Annotated in this window: 15 protein-coding genes and 2 pseudogenes; 10 read left to right on the top strand and 7 right to left on the bottom strand. The window is 42.7% G+C overall.

Annotation, left to right across the window (positions count from 1 at the left end):
• The first annotated feature begins 776 nt into the window (after positions 1–776).
• Together smpB and V7K85_RS04240 are read left to right on the top strand one after the other, a co-directional pair.
• Entirely contained in the window at positions 777–1,244 is a 468-nt protein-coding gene (smpB, locus tag V7K85_RS04235; RefSeq protein WP_334811398.1) for an SsrA-binding protein SmpB, read from the top strand.
• A gap of 180 nt (positions 1,245–1,424) precedes the next feature.
• Positions 1,425–1,706 carry a WGxxGxxG family protein gene (locus V7K85_RS04240; RefSeq protein WP_334811399.1) on the top strand — a complete coding sequence of 94 codons (282 nt, stop codon included), beginning with the start codon at positions 1,425–1,427 and terminating at the stop codon, positions 1,704–1,706.
• Positions 1,707–1,895: 189 nt separating this feature from the next.
• On the opposite strand, the gene V7K85_RS04245 is transcribed toward V7K85_RS04240, so the two are convergent.
• Together V7K85_RS04245 and V7K85_RS04250 are read right to left on the bottom strand one after the other, a co-directional pair.
• Positions 1,896–3,314: an IctB family putative bicarbonate transporter gene (locus V7K85_RS04245; protein WP_334811400.1), complete on the bottom strand. Its 1,419-nt coding sequence runs from the start codon at positions 3,312–3,314 to the stop codon at positions 1,896–1,898.
• A gap of 278 nt (positions 3,315–3,592) precedes the next feature.
• Positions 3,593–5,146, bottom strand: coding sequence for a GAF domain-containing sensor histidine kinase (locus tag V7K85_RS04250; RefSeq protein WP_334811427.1), 1,554 nt, complete (start codon positions 5,144–5,146; stop codon positions 3,593–3,595).
• A gap of 560 nt (positions 5,147–5,706) precedes the next feature.
• Here V7K85_RS04250 and V7K85_RS04255 point away from each other — a divergent pair.
• The 5 genes from V7K85_RS04255 to V7K85_RS04275 all read left to right on the top strand — a co-directional run bounded on the left by V7K85_RS04255 (position 5,707) and on the right by V7K85_RS04275 (position 12,822).
• On the top strand, positions 5,707–6,891 hold the full coding sequence (locus V7K85_RS04255; RefSeq protein WP_334811401.1) for a DegT/DnrJ/EryC1/StrS family aminotransferase: 1,185 nt from the start codon (positions 5,707–5,709) through the stop codon (positions 6,889–6,891).
• A gap of 63 nt (positions 6,892–6,954) precedes the next feature.
• Positions 6,955–7,848: a cyanoexosortase B gene (gene crtB / locus V7K85_RS04260; protein ID WP_334811402.1), complete on the top strand. Its 894-nt coding sequence runs from the start codon at positions 6,955–6,957 to the stop codon at positions 7,846–7,848.
• Positions 7,849–8,119: 271 nt separating this feature from the next.
• Positions 8,120–8,839, top strand: a complete 720-nt coding sequence (locus V7K85_RS04265) for a cyanoexosortase B system-associated protein (RefSeq protein WP_334811403.1) — start codon at positions 8,120–8,122, stop codon at positions 8,837–8,839.
• 254 nt (positions 8,840–9,093) lie between these two features.
• Positions 9,094–10,422 (top strand): polysaccharide biosynthesis/export family protein, encoded by a 1,329-nt coding sequence (locus V7K85_RS04270; protein ID WP_442940537.1) that lies wholly within the window; start codon positions 9,094–9,096, stop codon positions 10,420–10,422.
• 225 nt (positions 10,423–10,647) lie between these two features.
• Positions 10,648–12,822, top strand: a complete 2,175-nt coding sequence (locus tag V7K85_RS04275) for a GumC family protein (protein WP_334811405.1) — start codon at positions 10,648–10,650, stop codon at positions 12,820–12,822.
• Between the two features lie 152 nt (positions 12,823–12,974).
• Here the strand turns inward: V7K85_RS04275 and V7K85_RS04280 are convergent, their stop codons facing one another.
• The 3 genes and pseudogenes from V7K85_RS04280 to V7K85_RS04290 all read right to left on the bottom strand — a co-directional run.
• The gene (locus tag V7K85_RS04280; RefSeq protein WP_334811406.1) at positions 12,975–13,646 is read right to left on the bottom strand and encodes a rhomboid family intramembrane serine protease; all 672 of its coding nucleotides are present in this window, start codon (positions 13,644–13,646) and stop codon (positions 12,975–12,977) included.
• Between the two features lie 126 nt (positions 13,647–13,772).
• Positions 13,773–14,492, bottom strand: coding sequence for a rhomboid family intramembrane serine protease (locus V7K85_RS04285; RefSeq protein ID WP_334811407.1), 720 nt, complete (start codon positions 14,490–14,492; stop codon positions 13,773–13,775).
• A 245-nt stretch (positions 14,493–14,737) separates the two neighbouring features.
• Positions 14,738–15,148: pseudogene (locus V7K85_RS04290) on the bottom strand (SDR family oxidoreductase); the annotation flags it as partial.
• A 53-nt stretch (positions 15,149–15,201) separates the two neighbouring features.
• Between V7K85_RS04290 and V7K85_RS04295 the strand changes: the two are divergent.
• On the top strand, positions 15,202–15,822 hold the full coding sequence (locus V7K85_RS04295; protein ID WP_334811408.1) for a tetratricopeptide repeat protein: 621 nt from the start codon (positions 15,202–15,204) through the stop codon (positions 15,820–15,822).
• A gap of 628 nt (positions 15,823–16,450) precedes the next feature.
• Here V7K85_RS04295 and V7K85_RS04300 read toward each other — a convergent pair.
• Together V7K85_RS04300 and V7K85_RS04305 are read right to left on the bottom strand one after the other, a co-directional pair.
• Complete coding sequence (locus V7K85_RS04300) at positions 16,451–18,199, bottom strand: Rqc2 family fibronectin-binding protein (RefSeq protein WP_334811409.1); 1,749 nt, start codon at positions 18,197–18,199, stop codon at positions 16,451–16,453.
• 476 nt (positions 18,200–18,675) lie between these two features.
• Positions 18,676–19,917: pseudogene (locus tag V7K85_RS04305) on the bottom strand (glycosyltransferase family 4 protein); the annotation flags it as partial.
• Between the two features lie 1,260 nt (positions 19,918–21,177).
• On the opposite strand from V7K85_RS04305, the gene psaK reads away from it, so the two are divergent.
• On the top strand, positions 21,178–21,438 hold the full coding sequence (gene psaK, locus V7K85_RS04310) for a photosystem I reaction center subunit PsaK (protein ID WP_334811411.1): 261 nt from the start codon (positions 21,178–21,180) through the stop codon (positions 21,436–21,438).
• A gap of 277 nt (positions 21,439–21,715) precedes the next feature.
• The gene (gene rtcA / locus V7K85_RS04315) at positions 21,716–22,765 is read left to right on the top strand and encodes an RNA 3'-terminal phosphate cyclase (protein WP_334811412.1); all 1,050 of its coding nucleotides are present in this window, start codon (positions 21,716–21,718) and stop codon (positions 22,763–22,765) included.

A 22,765-nucleotide genomic window follows, 5' to 3' on the forward strand; every position in this document is an offset into this window, starting at 1 on the left:
ACGCTACGCACAGTCGTTAACGCTACGCTAACACCAGTAACCTAGATTGAGAAACCCGCCGACAGCGCTGCTTCACCCTTTGGGTTCGCAAGTGACGCTACCCACAGTCTCTAACGCTGCGCTAACGGACTCGACGGAAACAGCCAGATGCTCTCTACCAGACTCTACGCGTAGCTTGCTTCCCTGTAAGGGTACGCGGACTCGTTGGCGCAGCCTCTCCAAGAGTTAAGGCTGCCCTATCGCCCTTAGTGTCTCACGCCACTTGACGCCAGTCCGCTCAAGTCGGGAAACCCGCCCATGCGACTGGCTCCTCTACTTGGGGAAACCCTAAGACCGCAGTGGCGCTAGCTTTTCCCAAAGGGAAAAGCTAGCGCCTGCCGTAGGATGCCCGTTTGCGAACAGTGTCTCTTTTAGGAGAAGGGCTGTAGGGAGAAGACTCCGACTTTCTCACCGCGTCTCCACTCTTTGTGTCTTCTTTGGTAAGTATCAATATCTTTTATTCTTTGTCTCCGTTCGCGCAGCGTCTTTGAAGGAGAAGTCTGATGGTCGGAAGCCTCCGCTCAGATTTCTCTGTTTGTCATTAGTACTTAGCCAATCACTAATGATTATTGACTCCAGGTAACTTTATGTTGCCAAAAAAGTTTTAATTACGAACTTAGAAAAGTTAAATTAGTGATATACAGTTCAGCATTTATAGCGGTTATAAGATACACCCTATAATTTACAAAGCAATCCAAATAATTTTTTAGGTACATTTAAAGCACACAAAATTATCAATGAACGACAAGAACGAAGGTTACAAAGTTATTAGCGACAACCGTCAAGCCCGTTATTTGTATGAAATTCTGGAAACTTACGAAGCTGGAATTGAATTGACAGGAACCGAGGTGAAGTCGATTCGTGCGGGTAAAGTCAATCTCCAAGATGGCTATGCTTTGCTTCGCAATGGTGAAGCATGGTTGATCAATGTACATATCTCGCCTTATGACGCTAGTGGACAATATTTCAATCATGAACCACGGCGTACACGCAAGCTGCTGTTGCATCGCCAAGAACTCCGCAAGTTAATTGGCAAAGTAGAGCAGCAGGGTTTAACTTTAATCCCTTTGAAAATGTATCTTAAACGAGGCTGGGTAAAAGTGAGTATAGCCCTTGGCAAAGGTAAAAAGCTCCACGATAAGCGAGAAGACCTGAAACGACGCCAAGACCAGCGTGACATTCAACGGGCAATGAAAAACTATTAAGGGTCAATGTCGCCAAACTACCACACCAGAGTGAGAAATAGATTTCTGTAAAAGCATGTTGTATATCCATAGCGTGAGTTATGAAAATGCCTAATTTATAGCCGCAGATTGATTTTGCTAAGGTTGAGACTCGATACAATGGTGAGTAACTTCGGATGGCATAAGAAATTGTCACAACTTATGAAAAGTAATTTCATTAAAGCTGTTGGGGCTGGCGTTCTCACCTTGAGTATGGGAATTTTACCCTTAACTCTATCCGCACAAGCTCAGACTACAACTGACCCCGGAGTCAATACTACTCCAAGAACGACCACTTACGACGATCGCAACGGTTTTGATTGGGGTTGGTTAGGATTAATTGGTCTAGCTGGTTTGGCTGGTTTGGCTGGCAAAAAACTTAATGACGAACCGACCGCTTATCGCGACCCTAATGCTCCAGGTGGCACTACCTACAGGGACTAATACCATTTTGGATTTTGGATTGGGAATCATCTTCTACGTCTAGGTTTTGTGAATCCATCTGTCGGAATAATTTTTTAAATCGTTACAAGCAACTCAAAATACCCTTTGGCAAGTTGCTATCCGTCTACAAAATTCAAAAAATGTCAGTTGTCGGTTGTCATGAGGAAAACAACTGACAACTTACTCATGTTAGTTTACTGCTGGTTCTGAGTTAGATGAATTTGTCTGGTTTTGAGCTAAAGGTGTCCAGTAACTGGCAATTAAGGCAACGATCAGCCACCAGAGGGTATTGACTTCAGGACGATACCAGACAGTATCTACGGTGCCGTGAGCAAGCATACCCAATAAAATAGCGATCGCCCCAATTAACCAAAATCCCTCTACACTTTTGAATTGTCGCAATCGTCGCACTTGCAAAAACGCCGTATTAAATGCGACAATTATTAACCAGAGAAAGCAAGCTAAACCAACAAAGCCAGTTTCTACAGTCACTTCAAACAAAATCGAATAGGCACTCAAAGCAGTATAACGAGGGTGTTGGTAGAGGGGATAAACTTTATTAAAAGAGTTGTGACCGGGGCCAATGCCAAAAATCGGGTGATCGCGAATCATCTCAAAGACAGCATCCCAGACATTTCGGCGAAAATTATTACTGCTATCTTTGCGGTCAGCAAAAATACTGAACACCCGCAGGCGGACTGGCTCTACAAATATCACTGCTAGCATCAATACCCCGATCAAACCACCTAAGACAATCGGTAGCGACCAAGTACGCCAAAAACGAGGCATTTGGTCGCTTTTCCAATAAACTAGCAATGCCATCACAGCCAGAATTGCTACCACTAGTCCAATCCAACCGCCACGACTAAAAGTCAGGATCAGGCAGGCAGTATTGACAATCAACATTGTTAATGCTAAGGCTTTTTTGAGCCAGCTTTGCCATGCAAAAATTGCCACTAAGCTAAAAATTACTGCTGGTAGGAGGTATCCAGCCAATAAGTTGGGATTACCTAAATAACTGTAGACTCTTGTAGTCTTAGACAAAGGAGATTCTGGATCAACCCAAGTTGCCAGTGCTGTGGCTCCAAAAAACCATTGCCGTAACCCATATACACTGACAATTAACGATACGTGCAGGTAAAGGATGATAATCCAAGACCGGAGGCGAGGCGACCTCAGTACCCTGGCACAAAGGGCAAATAGTAGCAAATACAAGGTCAACGTTGCCAAGTCGTTAAGTGCCGCCTTTTTCACTGGTGATAATGCTGTTGCGACAGCGGCAATTCCCCAGTAGAGCAATACCAGCAGGTGAATGGGAGTGACTGACGAGACATTTGCTGATGTTACTTCATCAGATAAAGTCAACAACAGCCAAAATCCCACACAAGCCACCAGCAACAAGCCTACCAATGTACTAGAAGCAAAAGGTGCAAGCGCATATACTAAACTGAGTAAAGCCGCTGCGATCGCATCTCCCCACTGGAGTAAGACGCTTGTTTGCCGCCAAGAACTTAACAGTCCGACCAGAGAACGATGTACGTAACTGGTAGCAAGATATTCTTTGAGCGGTAAAGATGATAAAGTAAATCGTTGCCAGACTAAATTCATAAAAAACATTGCGATCAATTAGCCTGCCGACGCAGAACTTGGAATCGATCATAATACCTATGGCTATAAAAAGGTGATAACGGAGATTGCACATCGCGTGATGGCGCTCTTATTTCCAGCCATCAACCACTACCTTTAATCCGAAACCACTTCAGCCAATACTAAGTTAAGATAGCTCTTCATGTACTTAGTACACAACAAATAGATAGAAAATAACTCTTTTCCAATCCCTACTCCCCAGTTCCAATACACTATCACCTGTTCCCTATAGATTGTGATCAGACATCGCTAATTACTTGTGAGGGAGTCGCCAGTTGCAGTGGCAAAGAAAGCACATAACGATATCCTGATTCTGGTGAACCTTGAATCAAAATTTGTCCACTATGCAACTCTGCCAGTTGACAACTTAGCAATAGACCTAAGCTTTCACGAGAAAGACTTACATGTGATTTAGCTAAATTTATACCTGAACTAGCAGCAAAGAATTTTGACTGGGAATCACTCAAGTTTTTTGAATTGTCCACTGCTACTGATGAAGTCTGTGGTTGCTCCTGGTTTTCTGCATGAGTAGTGTAAGTTGCTACTTCACCTGTCAACTCTAGCAGCGACAAAGAATTGAGACGGAAGTAGGGATCAACTTCAGTTATACCGTCCCCCAACCAGGGATGGGAAACCCAAATAGTAATGTTGAGCGTATCTTCCTTGTAAGAGACATGAATGCGAACAACACTACCTGTAGCCGAAAGTTGAATCACACTGAAAACCAGGTGATAGAGAATTTGCCGCACCTTGTCTTTATCTAAAGACAAAATGCGATTGCGTCCCGGTTCTATAGAGAGGCGAATATCTTGCTCGCGGCGATTAGCCACTTCTTCTAGGCTATTGATAGCTTGTTGGCACAGCATTTCGATATCCACAGGAGCTAGATTCAACACAGTAGAGTTTTCATCCATAGTTCCTAGTTCGGTAATTTCGTTTACTAGGGAAAGTAAGTACCGACCACTGTGTTGGATAATTTCCAAATATTCTCTCTGCTTAGTCGTCAAAGGCCCATAAATTTCACGTCCTAAAACACTAGCCATACCGAGTACAGATGTTAAGGGCGTGCGTAACTCCTGAGTTAGCTGACCCAAAAGTTCCAGTTCCAGTTGCTTGGTAGAAATAGAGTCGCTATCTTTAGTGGGTGGGGTGATTTTAATCTCAGCGTTACGTTGGTCATTGAGTGAAAATATCGGAGCGCTCTTGGAAGTCCTTGAGTCGAGTTTCCCTTGCAGGAGTCGGTTACGTTCAAATTCACTCATGCTCCAACGAGCTATGATTTGTAAAAACTCAATCTCTCGAGGTTTAAAATTGCGCGGCACTAAATCCATCACCGCCAATGCACCCAAACAATGTCCCTCGGCATCAATCAGTGGCGCTCCTAAGTAAGCACGAATACCATAATCCTGCACCAACTTGCTGCTAGCAAGGACTGGATCTGTAAGTTTATGTGTATCATTAATTTCAAATATTTGAGAACTTTCTACTACCTGAGTGCAAAACGATTCCCGGCGTGACAGTTGGCGACTTTGTGCCAAATGATTCATTAGTCCCAGCCTAGATAAGCCCACCGCCGACTTGAACCAGTGACGTTCTTGATCCACAAATCCCAATATAGAAATTGGTGCTTCCAAAAAGTGGGCAGCAGTCTGTGTGGCTTCTTCAAAAACCGGAATCGTTTCTGGTTGCCGCAAACCTAAATCTGACAAAGCTTTGAGGCGTTGTTGTTCTCTTGTTTCAGGAGAATCCCAACCATCCTTTAGGGCAAATAATTTGTTTTCAGGCTCTACCATTGCCACTGCTACCTTAATAATTTCTCGATCCTGTAATTGATACAAGTCCTATTTCTAGGTTATCAATTGCTATTTTTAAGCATTCCCTAATTTTGCCTCTGACAAACAAATTTGGGGCAAAAATTTTTACCCCTTCGATTAAATCGGCAACGTGGTCTTTACCAGTTACTACTTACTGGTGCTGAATGTTCTCTGTTTAGCACTGGTGCAGTCTCTATTGCTTGAGATTTTGCAATCAGACCGCGTTAGATTTTGATTCAGTCAGGGTAACCTAATGCTAAGGATACAATACCAAATGTCTGTCATTCTTTATGTACAGAAGGGGAAATTCCGATTGCAACATATAACGTAATTTTACTTAGATTTAGTTTAATTATGTAATATTCATAGCAATTTTTACTGATAATAGCTAGCACCGATGGCTGACAATCCTAGATAGTTTATATAACTCTCGATTCAATAGGTTGAACCTATTACAATTTCACACTGAAAATGTGTAAGCTTTTCTATTTTTTCCATCCGAGTAATTCTTTTTTTGAGGACAACTAGTAATGAATAAAATGACTATCAGAGTTCCTTTTGTAGACCTGAAGTTACAACACGAACCAATTCAAACGCAATTGCAAGATGCAATCCAATCTGTATTGGAACAAGGAGATTTTATTTTAGGGCAAGCACTCTCAGATTTTGAAGTAGCATTTGCGGCAGTGTCTGGGGCAGAATATGGAGTTGGTGTTGCATCAGGAACAGATGCGATCGCTCTTGGATTGCAAGCGTGTAATATTGGTGCTGGCGATGAAGTGATTTTACCAGCAAACACATTTATCGCAACCTTAATTGGAGTGCTACGCGCTGGCGCCAAGCCTATTCTGGTAGATTGCGATCGCCAAACAGCTTTAATTGACTTAACAGAAGCAGCAAAGGCAGTTACGCCTCATACCAAAGCAATTATCCCTGTGCATCTCTATGGTCAGATAGTATCACCACATGAACTATTGAACTTTGCCGATACCTACAAACTACTAATTTTTGAAGATGCAGCACAAGCACACCTCGCCGAAAGAGACGGATATCACGCTGGTTCAATAGGAATAGCGGCAGCTTTTAGTTTCTATCCCAGCAAAAATTTGGGAGCATTTGGGGATGGAGGAATGCTGCTGACACGAGATTCAGATGTAGCCCAAAAGATGAGGCGCTTGCGAAATTATGGTGCATCGCAAAAGTATTTTCATACTGAAGCAGGTACAAATAGCCGCCTGGATACTTTACAAGCAGCAATTTTGCACCAGAAACTACCATATTTGCCACAGTGGAATCGCGATCGCCTGACTATTGCGCAGCAGTATGATAACGAACTAGCACCCTTGACAGCTGCTGGCATTATCCCTATGGAAAACCAAAGTGGTACAGGACATGTGTATCATCTTTATGTGATTAAAGTAGATGATTCTTGCCCAATAGAACGCCAGGAACTCCAGGAAAAACTAACAGCAGTGGGAATTCAAACTGGCATTCACTACCCAATTCCTTGTCATCTTCAGCCAGCATTCACCAACTTAGGGTATCAGCTTGGAGATTTTCCCCAAGCAGAAAAACTTTCAAAGCAAATATTATCATTACCGATGTATCCTGGTTTGAGTAGTAGCAAAATTAAAGAAGTTGTAGCAGCGATCGCTCATGCAGTTTCAACAATTTCTAAGGCAGATAAACCCTCTCCTGCTGACCTTGGCAGCGTGGTAGCCTGAAGTTAATTCAATAGCAAAACATTTGATCCTTAACTACTAACAGTTTTTGAATTACTTAAAATCATGGCACTTTGGCAACAGGTTAAAAACAGAAACGCGTCAAGCTTGTTAAATCTAGCTATATTAGGCGTTTTGCTGCTGCTTTATGCTCCTATATTGCTACATTGGTTGGATGGTTGGCTGCACAAAAATATCAGTACAGAACACGAATATTTCAGCCACGGGATTATTGGTTTACCATTTGCGGCTTATCTGGGCTGGATGAACCGGAAAAAGTGGAAACGTTTGCCAGATACCATCCATCCTTTGGGCGCTGTTTTCTTGTTATTAGGGGCAGTTTTTTATCTTAGCGGTGTTACAGAGTGGGTTAACCTTTCTTTGCCCATTATATTAGTAGGATTATGCTTGTGGTTTAAGGGAATATCAGGTTTGCGATCGCAAGGATTCCCCCTGCTACTGGTATTTCTAGCAACCCCAACGGCAGTACCCTATCTTATTGCTCCCTATACCTTACCTCTCCAAAGCTTCATCGCTGGCACAGCAGGCTTTATACTGAATCAATTTGGTATGGAAGTAACCGTATATGAGACAAACCTCTACGTGGGAGGACGGATTGTGGAAGTTGCCCCCTATTGTGCAGGGCTGAAAATGTTGTTTACTACTCTCTACGTCGGCTTGATGCTACTTTATTGGACAGACACTTTGTCTTCACGCCGCACAACTATATCGTTTTTATCTCTTGCTGCGATCATTAGTACTACTGCCAATATCATTCGTAATACTTTACTGACTTTCTTTCACGGCACAGGTCAAGAAGCGGCTTTTAACTGGCTACATGAGGGTTGGGGTGGTGACCTCTACTCTGCTTGTATGCTGGTGTCATTAGTGCCCTTACTGAATTGGATTAATGGCTATTTCTCGGCATCTCTAGAAACTCTGCAAGAAGGAGAAAGTTAGAATCACTGGGGATTGGACATTAGACATCTCCAGAAAAGAATGTAGAGACGCGAAATTTCGCGTCTCTACAAGGGTTTGGGTGAACGCATAATTAATTTTCACCAGATGTCTATTGGGTATCGGTGAATAATCAATAAGTTCTTCTTCCCCTGCTCTCTCCATTCCCCACTCCCTTAATTTTTCGTCGCCGATACGTAAGTCATAAATATTACTGAACTCATGGTGTGATTTTATAAAGTAAAATTTTGCCTAAGTATTATAAATTTTACTGATGATTTCCTTCTCAAAATTTTTCAAAGAAAACCAATTGAGTCAGATAGCAGCACTTTTGTTATTGCTACTGCTGCTGGCAATGGGAGGGGTTCCCGGATACCTGACAGGACACTGGCAATGGAAACAGCCGCCACCTGTTAGTACCCTCAACGAGTTAAAACAGATCCGCAAGACTGGGTTAGCCCTTGCTGGTTGGCAAACTATTGAACAAGCAGAACAGCAAATTGGCGAACATAAATGGTCTTTGCAGGTAATTAAAAAAGAAGGTTCCGAATCCCAGGCAATCCTGCTTTTGCTGCCGCAAAATGGGCCTATGGATCAACCAGAGGTAGAGTGGACAGACGTTAACGGCTGGGGAAACTCACGCTGGGGAAAGTGGGATGTAGCTCAATATCGATCTGCTGAATTTACTGTGAAACCGCCTGCAAAGACATCTAATGTCGAAACTAAAGTAGAAGCTAGGTTCTTTCGCGCCTCCACACCACAGCAAACCTTCGCTGTCTTGCAATGGTACGCTATGCCAGACGGCGGAAATCCATCACCTTTACACTGGTTCTTGGCGGATCAATTGGCACAGTGGCACAAGCAACGCACTCCTTGGGTGGGCGTGAGCATCCTAATTCCAATGGAACCTTTGGGGCAGGTAGAAACATCTTGGTCTTTAGCGCAGTCTATCGGAGAAGTAGTGCAAGCTGTATTGATGGCAGGCCCTTTGTAGAGTCTGTTAAAGATACCTTTGTGCAGAGATTCATCAACAGGATCTCTATAAATTGCGTCAGGCTGAAACTCAGCTAAAAGATGTTAACAATATGAAGTTAAAAATTAAATTTAGCAAAATTCTTCTTTTTCTGTTGGTAAATACTTACAGATAAAAGAGGCATTTAGGACATTCTTAGAGTAAAATAACCACTCGGCGCAACTAATTCCTATATCAGTTTTCCTGCACCGATGTTCATAGATCCCAGTTATTATATGCGTGCATTCAGCGCCCTGTGTTTTGTCAGTCTTCAAGTAGGAGTTTTCTTAACAACACCTATCCAACTTGTTGTTGCCCAGCCTTTTCCACCGCAACGACAATTACCAGGGCAACCCCCCTCGCCTGTGCCAGGTACTGAGGTTGTACCTCCAGGTGCGAATGATGAAATTTCCCCCCAACTCAGCCGCTACCTCTTGGGGCCAGGAGATACAATTGGCGTTGTGCTTCAGCGTCCTCCTGGGCCATACCGCTTAGGAATAGGAGATGGAATTAGTGTTGCGGTTGAGCGCTTTCCAGATTTGAGCTTTCAAGCTTTAATCAATCCAGAAGGTAATATTGTGGTGCCGTTACTGGGAACAGTTTCCTTACAAGGTTTAACTTTGGAAGAAGCTAAAGAAAAAATTCGCTTGGGTTTAAATCGTTATGTAGTTGATCCAGTAATAGTTTTAGCCTTAGCAACGCAGCGTCAAGACTTAAGTTTTCAAGCTGCAATTAGTCCAGAAGGTAACATCGTAGTGCCGCAAGTGGGAACGGTGTCATTACAAGGTTTAACCTTGGAAGAAGCTCAAGAAAAAATTCGCTTGGGTTTGAATCGCATTTTACCAGATCCAATCGTGGTAGTATCCTTGGCAGGGACGCGACCAGTTCAAGTTACCATTAGCGGGGAAATATTTCGACCAGGAATTTATCCGATTAATTCATCAACACCCCGCGTTGCTGATGCCTTACTAATATCTGGTGGTTCAACGTTGAATGCAGATCTGCGACAAGTGCAAGTACGCCGGAAGTTAATCGATGGTTCTGTGATTTCACAAACTATTGACTTATATGCAGCACTGCAAAATGGCGGTTCAATTCCTAATTTGCGCTTACAAGACGGAGATGCGATACTCGTGCCCCGTCGTGAAGTTGGTAATGATGACGGTTATGACCGCAATTTGGTAGCACGTTCATCCTTGGCTGTAGCACAGATTAAAGTCCGGGTTTTAAACTACGCCGCAGGAGGTATTTCTACTCAGGCTTTGCCTAATGGCAGTACATTTGTAGATGCTTTGGGAGGAGTAAATCTCGACACCGCTAACCTCCGAGATATCGCTCTGGTTCGCTTTGATCCTGAACAAGGTAAAGCTGTTACCCAAAAACTTGATGCTAAAAAAGCTCTAGGCGGTGATGCGTCTCAAAATGTGGCGCTTCAAGATAATGATGTTATTGTTGTTGGTCGGAACCTCATCGGTAAAATTACTAATTTACTGACTACCATTACCCAACCTTTCTTCAATGTTCAATCCTTTCTCCGGTTTTTTGACGACTTCGGTGGTCGCTAAAATTAGTAACTTTAGAAGAAGGATGCAAACTGGAAATAGTTGGGAGTGGAGTCAGCCATATCTCCAACTTATCTTTGAATTCATTAATGGAAAAATCTTAAAGATATCAACCGAAATATCCAGTAGGAAGTTGATAGCGTTCTTGTATCAAAGCCACTATCTTTAGTTTGGTGCTTCCTAATTTTGAATTTTGAATTTTAAATTTTGAATTGGAGTGAAGCGACCATGACCCCACCAATTGTTAAGCGTTATCTTATTGCTTTTGATAAGTACAAGTGGATTGGACTAGCTAGTTTTGCTTTAGTTGTAGCAGGGTCAACTGTGGTGGCTATGCAACCAGAGCCACCTACTAGCTATATAGCATCTGCCGCACTTACCTATAGTGGCCCACCAGTTTCTTTCTCCACAACTGGTACTGAAATCCAACAGCAAGGAAAGGAACTAAATGAGGAAGTTTTACTATCAAACCAGATAATTACGACAGTGGCAGAAAAAGTCGGTGTCAAACCGGATAAACTCGGTACCAGTGTCGTCCTTTCTGTACCTAAAAAAAACCCTAGAAGTGGAGAATTGGAATCTAGTGTCTTGGAATTGAAATATGTAGATACTGACGCCAAACGAGGTATACAGGTTTTAACGGAATTGATGCAAGCAATGATCAAGTTGAGCAGTGATATCAATACTGGGCGATTACAAGCAATTATTCACAAGATTAACGAGCGCACACCACAAACTAAACGGGAACTGCAAGTTGCTGAAAAGAAGCTGGAACAGTACGATCGCGTAGAGCGAACGGCAATATTGGCAGCAGAGAATGGCAGTTTGTTAAGCGCCATTACTGCCAGCCAAAATCTCCAACGGCAAATTCAATTAACTATTTCTGGGGTTGATGGTCAAGTTCGTAGTTTACAAAATAAGTTAGGCTTAACAGTCGGACAGGCTTATATTTCTTCTGCTTTGAGTGCCGATCCAATTATTGGTAACTTGCGAGCGCAAATTTATCAAAGTGAGTCGCAAATCGCCGTACTCAGAAAAGATTTGCGACCGGAACACCCAACGATGATTCAGTTGCTGCGTCAGAAACAAGCTGCTGAGGAATTGCTGCAACAACGTGCTGCGGAGGTGTTAGGTGGTGAGGGGGCGGCGGCTCCGCTTCAGGGTAACATTACAGGTATCCGCACCCAAAGTAGCTTAGATCCAGCACGCCAGCAGTTGGCAAACCAAATGGTGGCTTTGCAAACCCAACAGGAAACGCTGCAACAACAACTAACTCAAGAAATCCAACAAGAAGCGTTACTACGGCGAGAGTATTCTCTGATACCTAATAAGCAATTAGAGCGATCGCGTCTAGAACAGGAAGTTGGACTCAAAAAAACCATCTATGATCAAATGCAGGCGAAGCTCACTGATGCTAAAACCGCAGAAGCAGAAACTACCAGCAGCCTCAGCATTGCCAGACGCCCCACAGTTGCGATCGATCTCAAATCTCCCAAGAGTGTGCCTATTACCCTTGCTGTAGGTGGTTTCTTAGGTGTGTTGATTGGTGGTGGGGTGATATTTTTGTTGGGAGCGCTGGAAGGTACTTTCAAAACCAGGGAAGATATCCGCGAGAGCCTCAAGCAACGGGAAGTGGCACTGTTGGGAGAATTGCCTTTAATGCTGGTTGATGATTTGGATATTGAAGCAGTGCCGGTGTTACTTTCTGCGGATTCTCCTTATTTAGAATTTTATGAGAAATTCCGCAGTAATTTGCGCCGGATTGGTGGCAAAAACTTAAAGGTGGTGTTGATTACTAGCACCAGTAGCCAAGAGGGTAAAACGGCAAGTGCATATAACTTGGGTATAGCTTCAGCCCGTGCTGGTAAAAGAACCTTGATTATTGAAACAGATTTGCGATCGCCTTCCTGTTGTACATCCCTGAAAGTAATTCCTGATTCCGACGCCACTATTGAACCCCTGCGTTATTACGCTAATTTAAGTGAATGTATTCGTTTAGTTCCTGATGTGCAAAATTTATACATTATTCCGAGTCCTGGGCCTGTGCGGCAATCCGCTGCTATTCTTGAATCCAGTGAAATGCGGCGGCTGATAGAGGATGTCCGCGAACGTTTTGATTTAGTCATTTTAGATACTAGTTCACTCAGCATATCCAATGACCCTTTGTTAATCCAACCCTACAGCGATGGGATCGTACTAGTGGCGCGACCACACTATACACAAGAGAACATGTTAGGTGAGGCTATTGATCAATTGGTTGAATCGGAACTGGGGTTGTTAGGAGCAATTATCAATGGCGCTGATATCATCGTTTCTGTACCTGAACAAGTTGTACGATCATCAACATTTACATCTGAGGTAGAAGAATCAGAAGGAGTTTCAGCGGCTGCCCGCAAAAACTAATAGTTTCCAAATAGTAAGTTGCCAAGTTGGAATTGCTTGTACAGCTTTGGGTCAAACCTTGGCGAATTGAGGGTGGAAATTTCAACACCGAGGATACGCAGAGGTTTGATAGGTAGCAATTTTTTCGCTACGAGTTTTAGAAAATGCTGTACTTAGTCACGTCTAAACAACCCAAATAGGGGAGCGAGAATCATCCCAAAAACAAAACCACCAATGTGGGCCCAGTAAGCAACTCCACCAGTTTGCACAGTCATGTTAGCGCCTGTTTGCAGGGTAGCAAGACCAGATATCACATTTTGCACAATGAAAAGTCCAATTATTACTAATGCTGGAACTCTGATTGTGGTGATGAAAATCCCCAAAAATATTAAGGTCATCACTTTAGCGTGGGGAAAGCGGATAATGTACGCACCTAAAACCCCAGAAATTGCACCACTTGCCCCTAAGGAAGGAATCTCAGAATTCATACCAATAAACCATTGGCACAAGGCAGCTAAAGCACCACACGCCAAATAAAAAATCAGATATTTGATATGACCCAACCGCTCTTCAATATTGTTGCCAAAAATCCAGAGAAACAGCATATTCGAGATTAAGTGCCACCAACCGCCGTGTAAGAATTGCGACGTAAATAACGTTATCCACTCTCCACCCAAATTGGTAGTTAACTCTTGAGGTATTACTGCATACTGATTTAAAAACTGATTCAATTGTGCATGTGACAGGCTCACCTCGTGAATAAAAACTAAGATATTCATGCCAATTAACCCGTAGGTGAAATACGGGGTGATTCGCGTTGGATTTTCGTCGTAAAGGGGAAACACAGGTGTTTTTCCTAAATTATTGACTAACTGCAATATACCCTGTAAGGCTGGCAGTTGCGAAGTTTAGGCAATTTCACCTATTAAATCAATTAGTCTGATTAAAAGTCCCAATCAGATCCGGAAAAATTATTTATACCAAGATTCTTCCTGTGATTTATCGCTAAACAAACCCAACACTGGACCGATAATTGCCCCAAAGATAAACCCGCCTGCATGGGCCCAGTAGGCAATACCGCCGCTTTCCATACCGATGTTGGTAGGTGTTTCGAGACTAGCAAATCCGTAGAAGGCTTGTTCGAGAAACCAGAATCCCAAAAAGAAATATGCCGGGACACGGAAAGTTGGGAAGAAAAACCCTAAAGGCACTATGCCGAGAACTTCGGCGTTGGGAAAGCGGAGAATGTACGCTCCCATAACACCTGCGATCGCACCACTTGCACCCAAAGAAGGAATGCTAGAATCTTGAGCGAAGTACCACTGGGTCAAGGATGCCAAAACACCACAAGATAAATAGAACAGCAAATATTTGGCATGGCCCAACTTATCTTCAACATTATTGCCAAAAATCCAGAGAAACAACATATTGCCGGCTAAATGCAAAAAACCACCGTGCAAAAATTGCGAGGTAATCAAAGTTGCCCACTCTGGCACTGGTTGATGTACAGAGATACCAGCAAAGCTTAAAGTCAGTTCTCGTGGAATTACAGCCGCAAGGTGTAAAAACCCATTTAATGCTCGTGGGGGAAGATTTGCTTCATAAAGAAAAGCGAGGACGTTGGTAGCAATCAGTCCATAAGTCACATAAGGTGTGATTTTTGTAGGAATATTATCTCTAATGGGAACCACGGGCGTTTTTCCTGATATTAAGAAACAAACTCTACAATACTGAATTCTTTTAGTAGTTTCTTCTACCTCGTGGATGGATCTCGCTTTGATACTTAAATAGGACTTACACAAAATCATGAAAAAACGTAGACGCGGAGCGGCTTGCCGTAGGCTACCGCAAAGAAAACAAAGGACACATAGACGCAGCAGCGGCTGACCGCAGGGTAGGAATAAGACTTTCTGAGAGTTATTGCGTAAGTCCTAACTTAAAAACCAAAAGCCAAAAATCCACCATCGACGGTGATACATTGTCCAGTGATGAAAGATGCCGTAGGCAGACAAAGAAATGCCACTAAACCCGCTACTTCTTCTGGTTGACCAACCCGCGCCATAGGTGTTTGTGATAGAACTAATTTGAGAAAATCTTGGTTATCGAGTACAGACTCGGTTAGAGGCGTGCGAATAGCCCAAGGTGCTACGGTATTTACCCTAATATGATCTCAAGCCCATTCAACTGATAGCGATCGCCTCAGTTGATTTATAGCCGCTTTAGTCATACCATAAGGAGCGCCTGTACGGTTCGAGACTAAACCCCCCACAGAACTTATATTCACAATGCTGCTGTTTTCCCCATTTTGAAGCAGAGGATAAAACAGACGGCACATCTCAAAAATTGATATCTAGTTTGTTGATTCTAATTCAATACCTGACCAAACCCATTGACAAACTCATGTTTTTTTCAAATTCTCTGGAGAATCAGCTCAAGCGCTGCAACGAAACCATCCACAATCAACCAAAAAACCCCACTGCTTACATTCGCCGAGGCATGGTTAACTTTCAACTGGCCAAAATTGATCAATCTATTCAAGATTTTGATATGGCAGAGCAATTGGATGCCGATATTAAACCTTACCTCTGGCAACGTGGATTATCGTACTATTATGCAGAAAGATTTGCTGAGGGCGCTCAACAATTTGAAATAGATTTGACAGTGAATGCTCAAGATGTAGAAGAAACAGTATGGCGATATCTCTGCATAGCTTGTTCGTTAGGTGTTGAAGAGGCACGTAATTCTTTACTAACTGTGAAAAATGACCCTCGACGTGTTATGCAGCGTGTATATGATTTGTATGCGGGAGATTGTACACCAGATGATGTTTTAACTATTGGTCAATCAGAAGGAAAGAGCGGCAAATTTTACAGTCATCTTTACTTGGGATTATATTACGAAGCTGAGAATAATGTTGATTTAGCTCAGGAATATCTAGTTAAAGCCGTTGACAATTACAAAATTGATGATTATATGTGGTATCTAGCGCAGGTACATAAAAAATTGCGAGGCTGGATATAGTCGAGTATTAATATCCTAGAGAATGCCTTCTTGAGCTTGGAGTATTATTCATCGCGGTATGCATTTGGGTGTAGCCAATTTAACCATCACAAACCTTGGGTTCTTGCTGCTATCATCCTCATAGATGCAGCGGGTTTTAACTCTAATAAAATCGGGGTTTTTGGGTTATGCCGCGCTTGAGTGTGGGTTACTTTTCTAAGCTCTGTTTCACCGTGGAGGCTCCCCATTAACGCCAGTGTCAGTTCATAACGACTGTCTGATTACTTACTAACTATAGATGCTCAAAAAATGCTCAAAGTGTTTGTAGTCAGTTATCGGATAAGCACTTAAAAAACAAAAAGACCAGCCTCCCACAGCTGGTCTAGAAATCTTTTTTTGCGTTGTCTTCTCAAGAAAGTTAAAACCCAATTGCGCGTTCCCAAAATACAACGGGCAACTTTTCTTAATAATATTGTAACAGCCAACACAGATTTTTCCTGAATATTCATAAAAAAAAGATATGAACAAAGCTTAAAACCCTCTATCTATCAGGATAATTCAGCAGATCGCAGGGTATAGATGGGGGAGGTGAGGAGGATGAGGGGCAGAGGGAGCAGAGGGGAAATAACCAATGCCCAATGATTAATGACTAATGACTAATAACTATTTGTGGTTTTCCCCAGAGGATGCTCTCCTGGTTGTAAATTGCAATTCCCGGTTTTGCTCCTTTGGGTTTGTAGACGTGTTTTAGCTGAGTGTAAACTACTGGCACTTGATCACTCTGACGGGCGCGACTGTAGTATGCAGCAAGATTAGCTACAAATTGTAAATCAGCTTCTTCTGCCACAGCACCCGGTTCTAGACGTAGTAGCACATGGCTCCCTGGAATTTCTTGAGCGTGGAACCATAAGTCATAATCCCCAGCTACACGAAAGGTCAATTGGTCATTCTGGCGATTGTTGCGACCGATTAATACTTCAAAGCCACTGGGGGTAAGGTAACGATGAAAGTTGGTGCTAGGGACTTCATTGGCGCTGCGGCTGCGGTATTCTGGATCTTCTAGATACTTTTGTCCAATCAACTCTTCGCGGATTTCTTCTAAAATTCGCAAATCTTCTGCTGTTTGGTAGTTGTCTATCTGAGCGTTGGCGTAGCCCATCGAAGATATGGCAGCTTCTACTTGCTCTAAATACTCAATTTCTGTCTGCACTGACAACAGTAGTGGTTCGACAGCAGAACGAGCGCGTTTGAGCTTTTGGTGCTGTTTGTAAAGACTTTGGGCATTTTGGACAGCATTTTTATCTGGTTGGAGGGCGATCGCTACTGGCAAATTTGTATCAAAATCAGAAAGAATAATTTCCTTCATCCCCGGTTCCCAGTTTTGCAAGTGAGCCATCAATAAATCAGCTTTTTGTCGATACTCATCAGCTTGATCTGATTGCTGCAAGCGCGTCTTAAAGGTTTGAGCTTTATTTTGTAATTTCGCCAGAATATTATTTAATTTCTGACTTAACTGATGGCGTAATTGGGAAAATAACTGTTCGTTGATCTGATTACTGTAGTAGCGGTTGAGTAACTCCTGGATATCTTTGACGTTTTCAACTGCACCCCAACCCATTACGGTGTAGCCATTTTTTGTCCAAGCGGGTTGAAACTTACTGGAATCTAAGGCTTGCAGCCATTCTTGCCAACGCTCAAACAGCCGTCGCCAATCGTCGGGGTTGAAGCTATCGGTGGATGTTTCTGGTGCGATATTTGCTTCTAGCAGCATTAATTCTAGTAGTGCTGCACTCAAGCCACTATAACTTTTCAGCAATTGCCGCTTGATTGCTCCTGGCACTAAACTTACCCGTTCTTGCCAACGTTGTTGGGATTCGCTCAAACTGGGGACAGTTCCAGTCAGTTTCGGTGGTGTTTCATAAGGTTGTCCGGTTTGGATGGGACGGACACTAGATTGTAGCTGACTGACTTGATGGGCGGCGGTGATAATTATATTGCTGGCGTCGGTGAGAATGACGTTGCTATACTTACCCATGATTTCTGCATACACATGATACAGGGCGCTTTCTCCGGGACGACGGGCAAATTGCAAATCAATAACCCGCTCCCAAGGGGCGATCGCTTCAATAGCCACCAGTGCCAAACCACCCAATTGGTGTATCAGTTGTTGGCTAAAGGTAAAGGTATCTGGTATTCGCGGTGGTGAATCGCCGATACAAATATGTGCAGCTTGAGGATGCCAAGAAATCTCTAGCCAATCTCGCTGTTTGAGAGTGCGTAATGCCATAGCAATAGTGTAGCGATCGCGCTGGTAAACCTGTTCTAAGCGTGATGGTAGCCAGTTAGCGCGGATTTCGCTACAAGCAGCTGTGAGAGTGGTAAAGTCAACTGGTTGCAAAGCGATTAATTGTTAACATTCAAATGGTAGCGATCGCTATGCTTTTATTTTCGTTTAGTCAAAGCATAGCAGACCTCAACTATCATAGCGGTTACTTGGTTTGGTGGTAGCTGCGAATAAAAAAACGCACAAATCTATCATTAAGATAGACTTCTGCGCTGAGAATTTCTTTTTTCCAGCAATAACTGGCTTCTCTTGTAATTTCCACTAATTAAGCCAATAGTGGAAATCACCTACCCTAGAAGAAATGATTGAGTAATAGTAACTGAGAACTAGGAAAAGAAAATTATTGCTTAGTTTCAAGTTACCTACTCACCATTATCTGTTACCCAAGAGAATTATTTAGCAACAAAAACTGGCTGTTTTACTGGTGAGTGTACTAATTCGGCTGTTGACTGCACTAGTTCTTTTGCTGTTGATTGCACTAATTCGGCTGTTGACTGTACTAGTTCTTTTGCTATTGAGGCTACTGATTGTGGCTGCAACAGTTGGGTGTAAAGTTCACTCAGTTGATTTGCTACACCATCCCAGCTAAACTTAGTTTCGACGCGCTTTCTACCAGCTTTACCCAATTCGTCTCGCCATTCTGGATTTAAGAGAATTCGGTCAATGGCAACTGCAAAAGCATCTACATCTTGTGCTGGTGCCAATAAACCAGTTTTTTCATCAACCACCGTAAACTGAAGTCCGCCAACATCACTTGCTACGACTGGTGTACCACTTGCCATCGCTTCGATCGCCACAAGTCCAAAGGGTTCGTAGTGACTGGGAACAACGCAAACATCGGCAGCTGCGTAATAAGTTGGCAGGATGTCTTGACTCAGACGACCTGCAAAAGTGGTAAACTCACTCATCCCCAGTTCGTTGACGATTTGCTCAATGCGATCGCGCTCAATCCCGTCGCTGTTACCTGGAGTACTACCACCACCAATAATTAACTGGAGATTGTTGGAGTCGCGTAACCCAGACTCGTTTACTGCACGCACCAAGGTTTCTATACCTTTGCGTGAGTCAAAACGTCCTACATATAATACAACTTTGGTTTCTTTCTCAATACCCAATTTATCTCTGGCTGCTTCTCGTGCAATTGAACCAAACCGCTGAATATCTGTACCGCAGGGAATGATGTCGATATTGCCTTTAGTGGAAACTAGCGATCGCATATGTTCCTTTTCTTGCGGACTTGTCGCCACAATTCGCTCTGCTATTTCCAACACCTCTTTTTCCACTTTTAATCGCACACTTGCAATCAGAGGAATATTTTCTATTTCTATAGTGTTATACTTTACTTTTCCTAAGGAGTGGTAGGTATGAACCTGTTTACTCTCTTGGATTTTATTTAACTCCATCCCCACCCAACTAGAGAGCCAGTAGTTAGTGTGAACTAACTCATATTTAATGTCATTTTTTACTTGAAATTTAAGGAAATTATCCACAAATTCTGGCAGATATTCAAAAATTTCATCTCGCGGCACAAACTCAAGTGGACCAGCTTTTAAACGAATAGTTCGACAATTGTTACTATGTTCAACAATCGAGTCTTGCTCCAGACTCACCTTACGGGTGAACATATCAACTTGCCATCCAAGCCGCGCTAGTGCTTCACCCACGTGGCGCACATAAACATTTTGTCCCCCAGCTTCTTCTTTCCCTATTTCAATCGCCGGGTCTCCGTGGACGGAAATTAAGGCAATACGTTTTTCGGTGGTAGAGTTCATAGTTTGTGTGTTGCTGATTTTAACAAAGTTTTAGGCTGTTCCAAGTTCGTGTATAGCACACTTGCCTAAATTGTTTCGGAACTTTAATTAATATTTATTTTAATTTAAGATATCTAATATTTTTTTACATCTTCTGCCAGAAGTATACTTTTAGATTAAATATTTCTATTTAATTTCTTTAGATAGAGGAATTGACTCTAGGTTTATCTCATACTTTTGATAGATGAAAATTATGTTTTTTCATTTATGATATAAAAATAAAATTGCATAGTATAGATGCATTAATGTGAGTTCGCCGAAATTACAGTCGGAGTCAGGAGTTAGGAGTTAGGAGTAAAAAAAGTTTTTATCAGGCTTGTAGACCAAAGCACGTACCTCCCTAACTTGCAATCCGTTAAACATCTCCGGAAAAGAATGTAGAGACGCGAAATTTCGCGTCTCTACAAGGGTTCTGGATAACGCATATTTAATTTCTGGAGATGTCTGTTGTAAAAAGCAGCCGTAAACAGAGCAGGTAAGTAGTCGGACAGAATTAATTACACAATGTCACTGCGAGTGTAACCTACTACTAGGTTGAAGCAAGCTACGCCAACGAGAGGCTTCTCTACGAGACGCTGCGCGTAGCTTGCTTCCCCGTAGGGGTACGCCAACGTTCGCAATAACTGTAAATATTTTTCTCCAGCTACTTAAACTTTTTAGGTCAATATCTAAAGAAGGTTTATTTTTCTAGTACACTGTGGCGTCAGTTTGCCTACCTTTAACAAGGGGATTTTGCCCCAAGTCTTGTTGAGATAGTAGCTGGATTTACGCGCCCGCTGTACTAATAGGTGTAAGCAACCAGCCTAGCTAAAAGATTGACCACGTAATTAAGTTTAAAAAAGTAGAAATAATGTTAAAAATTATACTATTTAATTAAGTACACTACATGATTAAGTGCGATCGCCAAAGAGTTTACTGAGAATATTCAATGCTATATTTTTAACTGAAATTAGCATTAACATTTGCTGCCTATAAATCAACCCCGATTAATTCTCCTTGACATTTGATAATCCGGTATAATTTCAAGCTAAAAAATCGCCTATTTTTCAGATTGAAGTTTAAACCAGTTACCACAGTCAACTGACTGCGTTGAACTCACGTTGTATTAAGTAGTAAGAATAACTGTTAAAAATTGATGCAAAATTGGGTGCTTTTTGGAATTTGCTTCGGAAAGTTTCAGATTATATTTTCAATCATTAATAAATTTCAGGAGCAAATCAGGTGTTTACTTCGACCTTACTCGCTGCTGCAACTACACCTCTGCAATGGAGTCCGACAGTTGGACTGATTATCATTATTGCCAATATCATTGCCATTGCCATTGGCAAATCTACCATCAAGTATCCCAACGCAGAACCAAAAATACCCTCAGTCAATTTCTTAGGTAATTTTGGTTTACCAGCCCTTTTAGCAAGTGCCGCCTTTGGTCATATCTTAGGAGTGGGCGCTGTCTTAGGGCTGCATAACCTGGGAAGAATTTAGGTTCTTACCCAAGTTAGCCTTTATTTGATAATTTTTTTGTCTCCAGCTTTGAGCCATAGAGTTAGTTCTCTGGCTCTTTTTTTATCGTAAATTTAAGGGTTTAATATCCAGTTCGGGTGATTACTTATAACGAAATCTATTGCGATCGCCTTTACCCACTTTCTCTGTATATTTGTGTAACTTCCCTGTAAAAAGCTAGCTGTTGAGCGTTTATAATTTGTGGTTTGATTTTAAGAGTCGTGGGGATAACCCAAAATCCAACATTCCAAAATCGCCCATGATTGAAATTGACGGTTCCTACGGAGAGGGAGGCGGACAAGTTCTTCGTTCTTCCTTAAGTCTAGCGGCCATCACTGGCGAACCCATACGAATTACAGGCATTCGCGCTGGACGCAAAAACCCAGGATTAGCAGCACAACACTTAACAGCAGTTCGGGCTGCGGGTAGAATTTGTAATGCCCAATTACGGGGTGATGCTTTGGGTTCAATGCTGCTAGAATTCATCCCAGGTAGTGCTGTGCAAGCCGGAATTTATACCTTTGATGTTAGTAAAGCACAACAAGGTGGTTCTGCGGGTGCGATCGCTCTAGTTTTACAGACAATTCTCTTACCTTTGGCACTAGCATCCGGCAATTCCCAAGTAACACTAAAGGGTGGAACTCATGTAAACTTTAGCCCGACAGTGACGTATATTGAGCAAGTTTATTTGCCGATATTGCAACGCATGGGAGTGGAAGCCCAAGTCAAGTTAGGCGCTTGGGGATGGTTTCCCCAAGGTGGGGGAGAGGTACAGTTGCAGGTGGATGGCGGAGGTAAACTAGGCGGGATCAACTTGCTAGAGCGGGGAGAGTTACAACAGGTGCGGGGAATAGCAGTAGTAACGGAATTACCTTCGCATATTCCGCAACGGATGGCGAATCGTGCCGAAAATTTGTTACGCGAAGCCCATTTGAAAGTTGCTGTACACGCTTTGCGAGAAAGAGGTGTGGCACCTGGGGCGGGAATTTTTTTAACTGCTGAGTATCAGAACAGCTTGACTGGCTTTGGTGGGTTTGGGCGATTACGGATGTCGGCGGAGACAGTTGCAGAGATTGCTTGTCAGCAACTGCTTGAGTTTCATCAAACTGGCGCAGCAGTCGATGAACATTTAGCAGATCAGTTATTATTGCCAGCTGCTTTAGCTTCACAGGAAAGTCAGTACCGTGTGGCTGAGGTGAGTAGGCATTTGACGACAAATGCAGCGGTAATTGAACAGTTTGGGCTAGCGCAGATAACAGTAGATGAAGCTGAGAAAATAGTGTCAGTAATTCCTGTGATTGGTGGATGA

This window comes from Nostoc sp. (assembly GCF_036917615.1).
In the GTDB taxonomy this organism is placed as follows: Bacteria; Cyanobacteriota; Cyanobacteriia; order Cyanobacteriales; family Nostocaceae; genus Nostoc.

Bases quoted from the DNA above. Each gene is read 5' to 3' on its own strand.
- smpB (WP_334811398.1), top strand. From the start codon at position 777: ATGAACGACAAGAACGAAGGTTACAAAGTTATTAGCGACAACCGTCAA.
- V7K85_RS04240 (WP_334811399.1), top strand. From the start codon at position 1,425: ATGAAAAGTAATTTCATTAAAGCTGTTGGGGCTGGCGTTCTCACCTTG.
- V7K85_RS04245 (WP_334811400.1), bottom strand. From the start codon at position 3,314: ATGAATTTAGTCTGGCAACGATTTACTTTATCATCTTTACCGCTCAAA.
- V7K85_RS04250 (WP_334811427.1), bottom strand. From the start codon at position 5,146: ATGGTAGAGCCTGAAAACAAATTATTTGCCCTAAAGGATGGTTGGGAT.
- V7K85_RS04255 (WP_334811401.1), top strand. From the start codon at position 5,707: ATGACTATCAGAGTTCCTTTTGTAGACCTGAAGTTACAACACGAACCA.
- crtB (WP_334811402.1), top strand. From the start codon at position 6,955: ATGGCACTTTGGCAACAGGTTAAAAACAGAAACGCGTCAAGCTTGTTA.
- V7K85_RS04265 (WP_334811403.1), top strand. From the start codon at position 8,120: ATGATTTCCTTCTCAAAATTTTTCAAAGAAAACCAATTGAGTCAGATA.
- V7K85_RS04270 (WP_442940537.1), top strand. From the start codon at position 9,094: ATGCGTGCATTCAGCGCCCTGTGTTTTGTCAGTCTTCAAGTAGGAGTT.
- V7K85_RS04275 (WP_334811405.1), top strand. From the start codon at position 10,648: ATGACCCCACCAATTGTTAAGCGTTATCTTATTGCTTTTGATAAGTAC.
- V7K85_RS04295 (WP_334811408.1), top strand. From the start codon at position 15,202: ATGTTTTTTTCAAATTCTCTGGAGAATCAGCTCAAGCGCTGCAACGAA.
- rtcA (WP_334811412.1), top strand. From the start codon at position 21,716: ATGATTGAAATTGACGGTTCCTACGGAGAGGGAGGCGGACAAGTTCTT.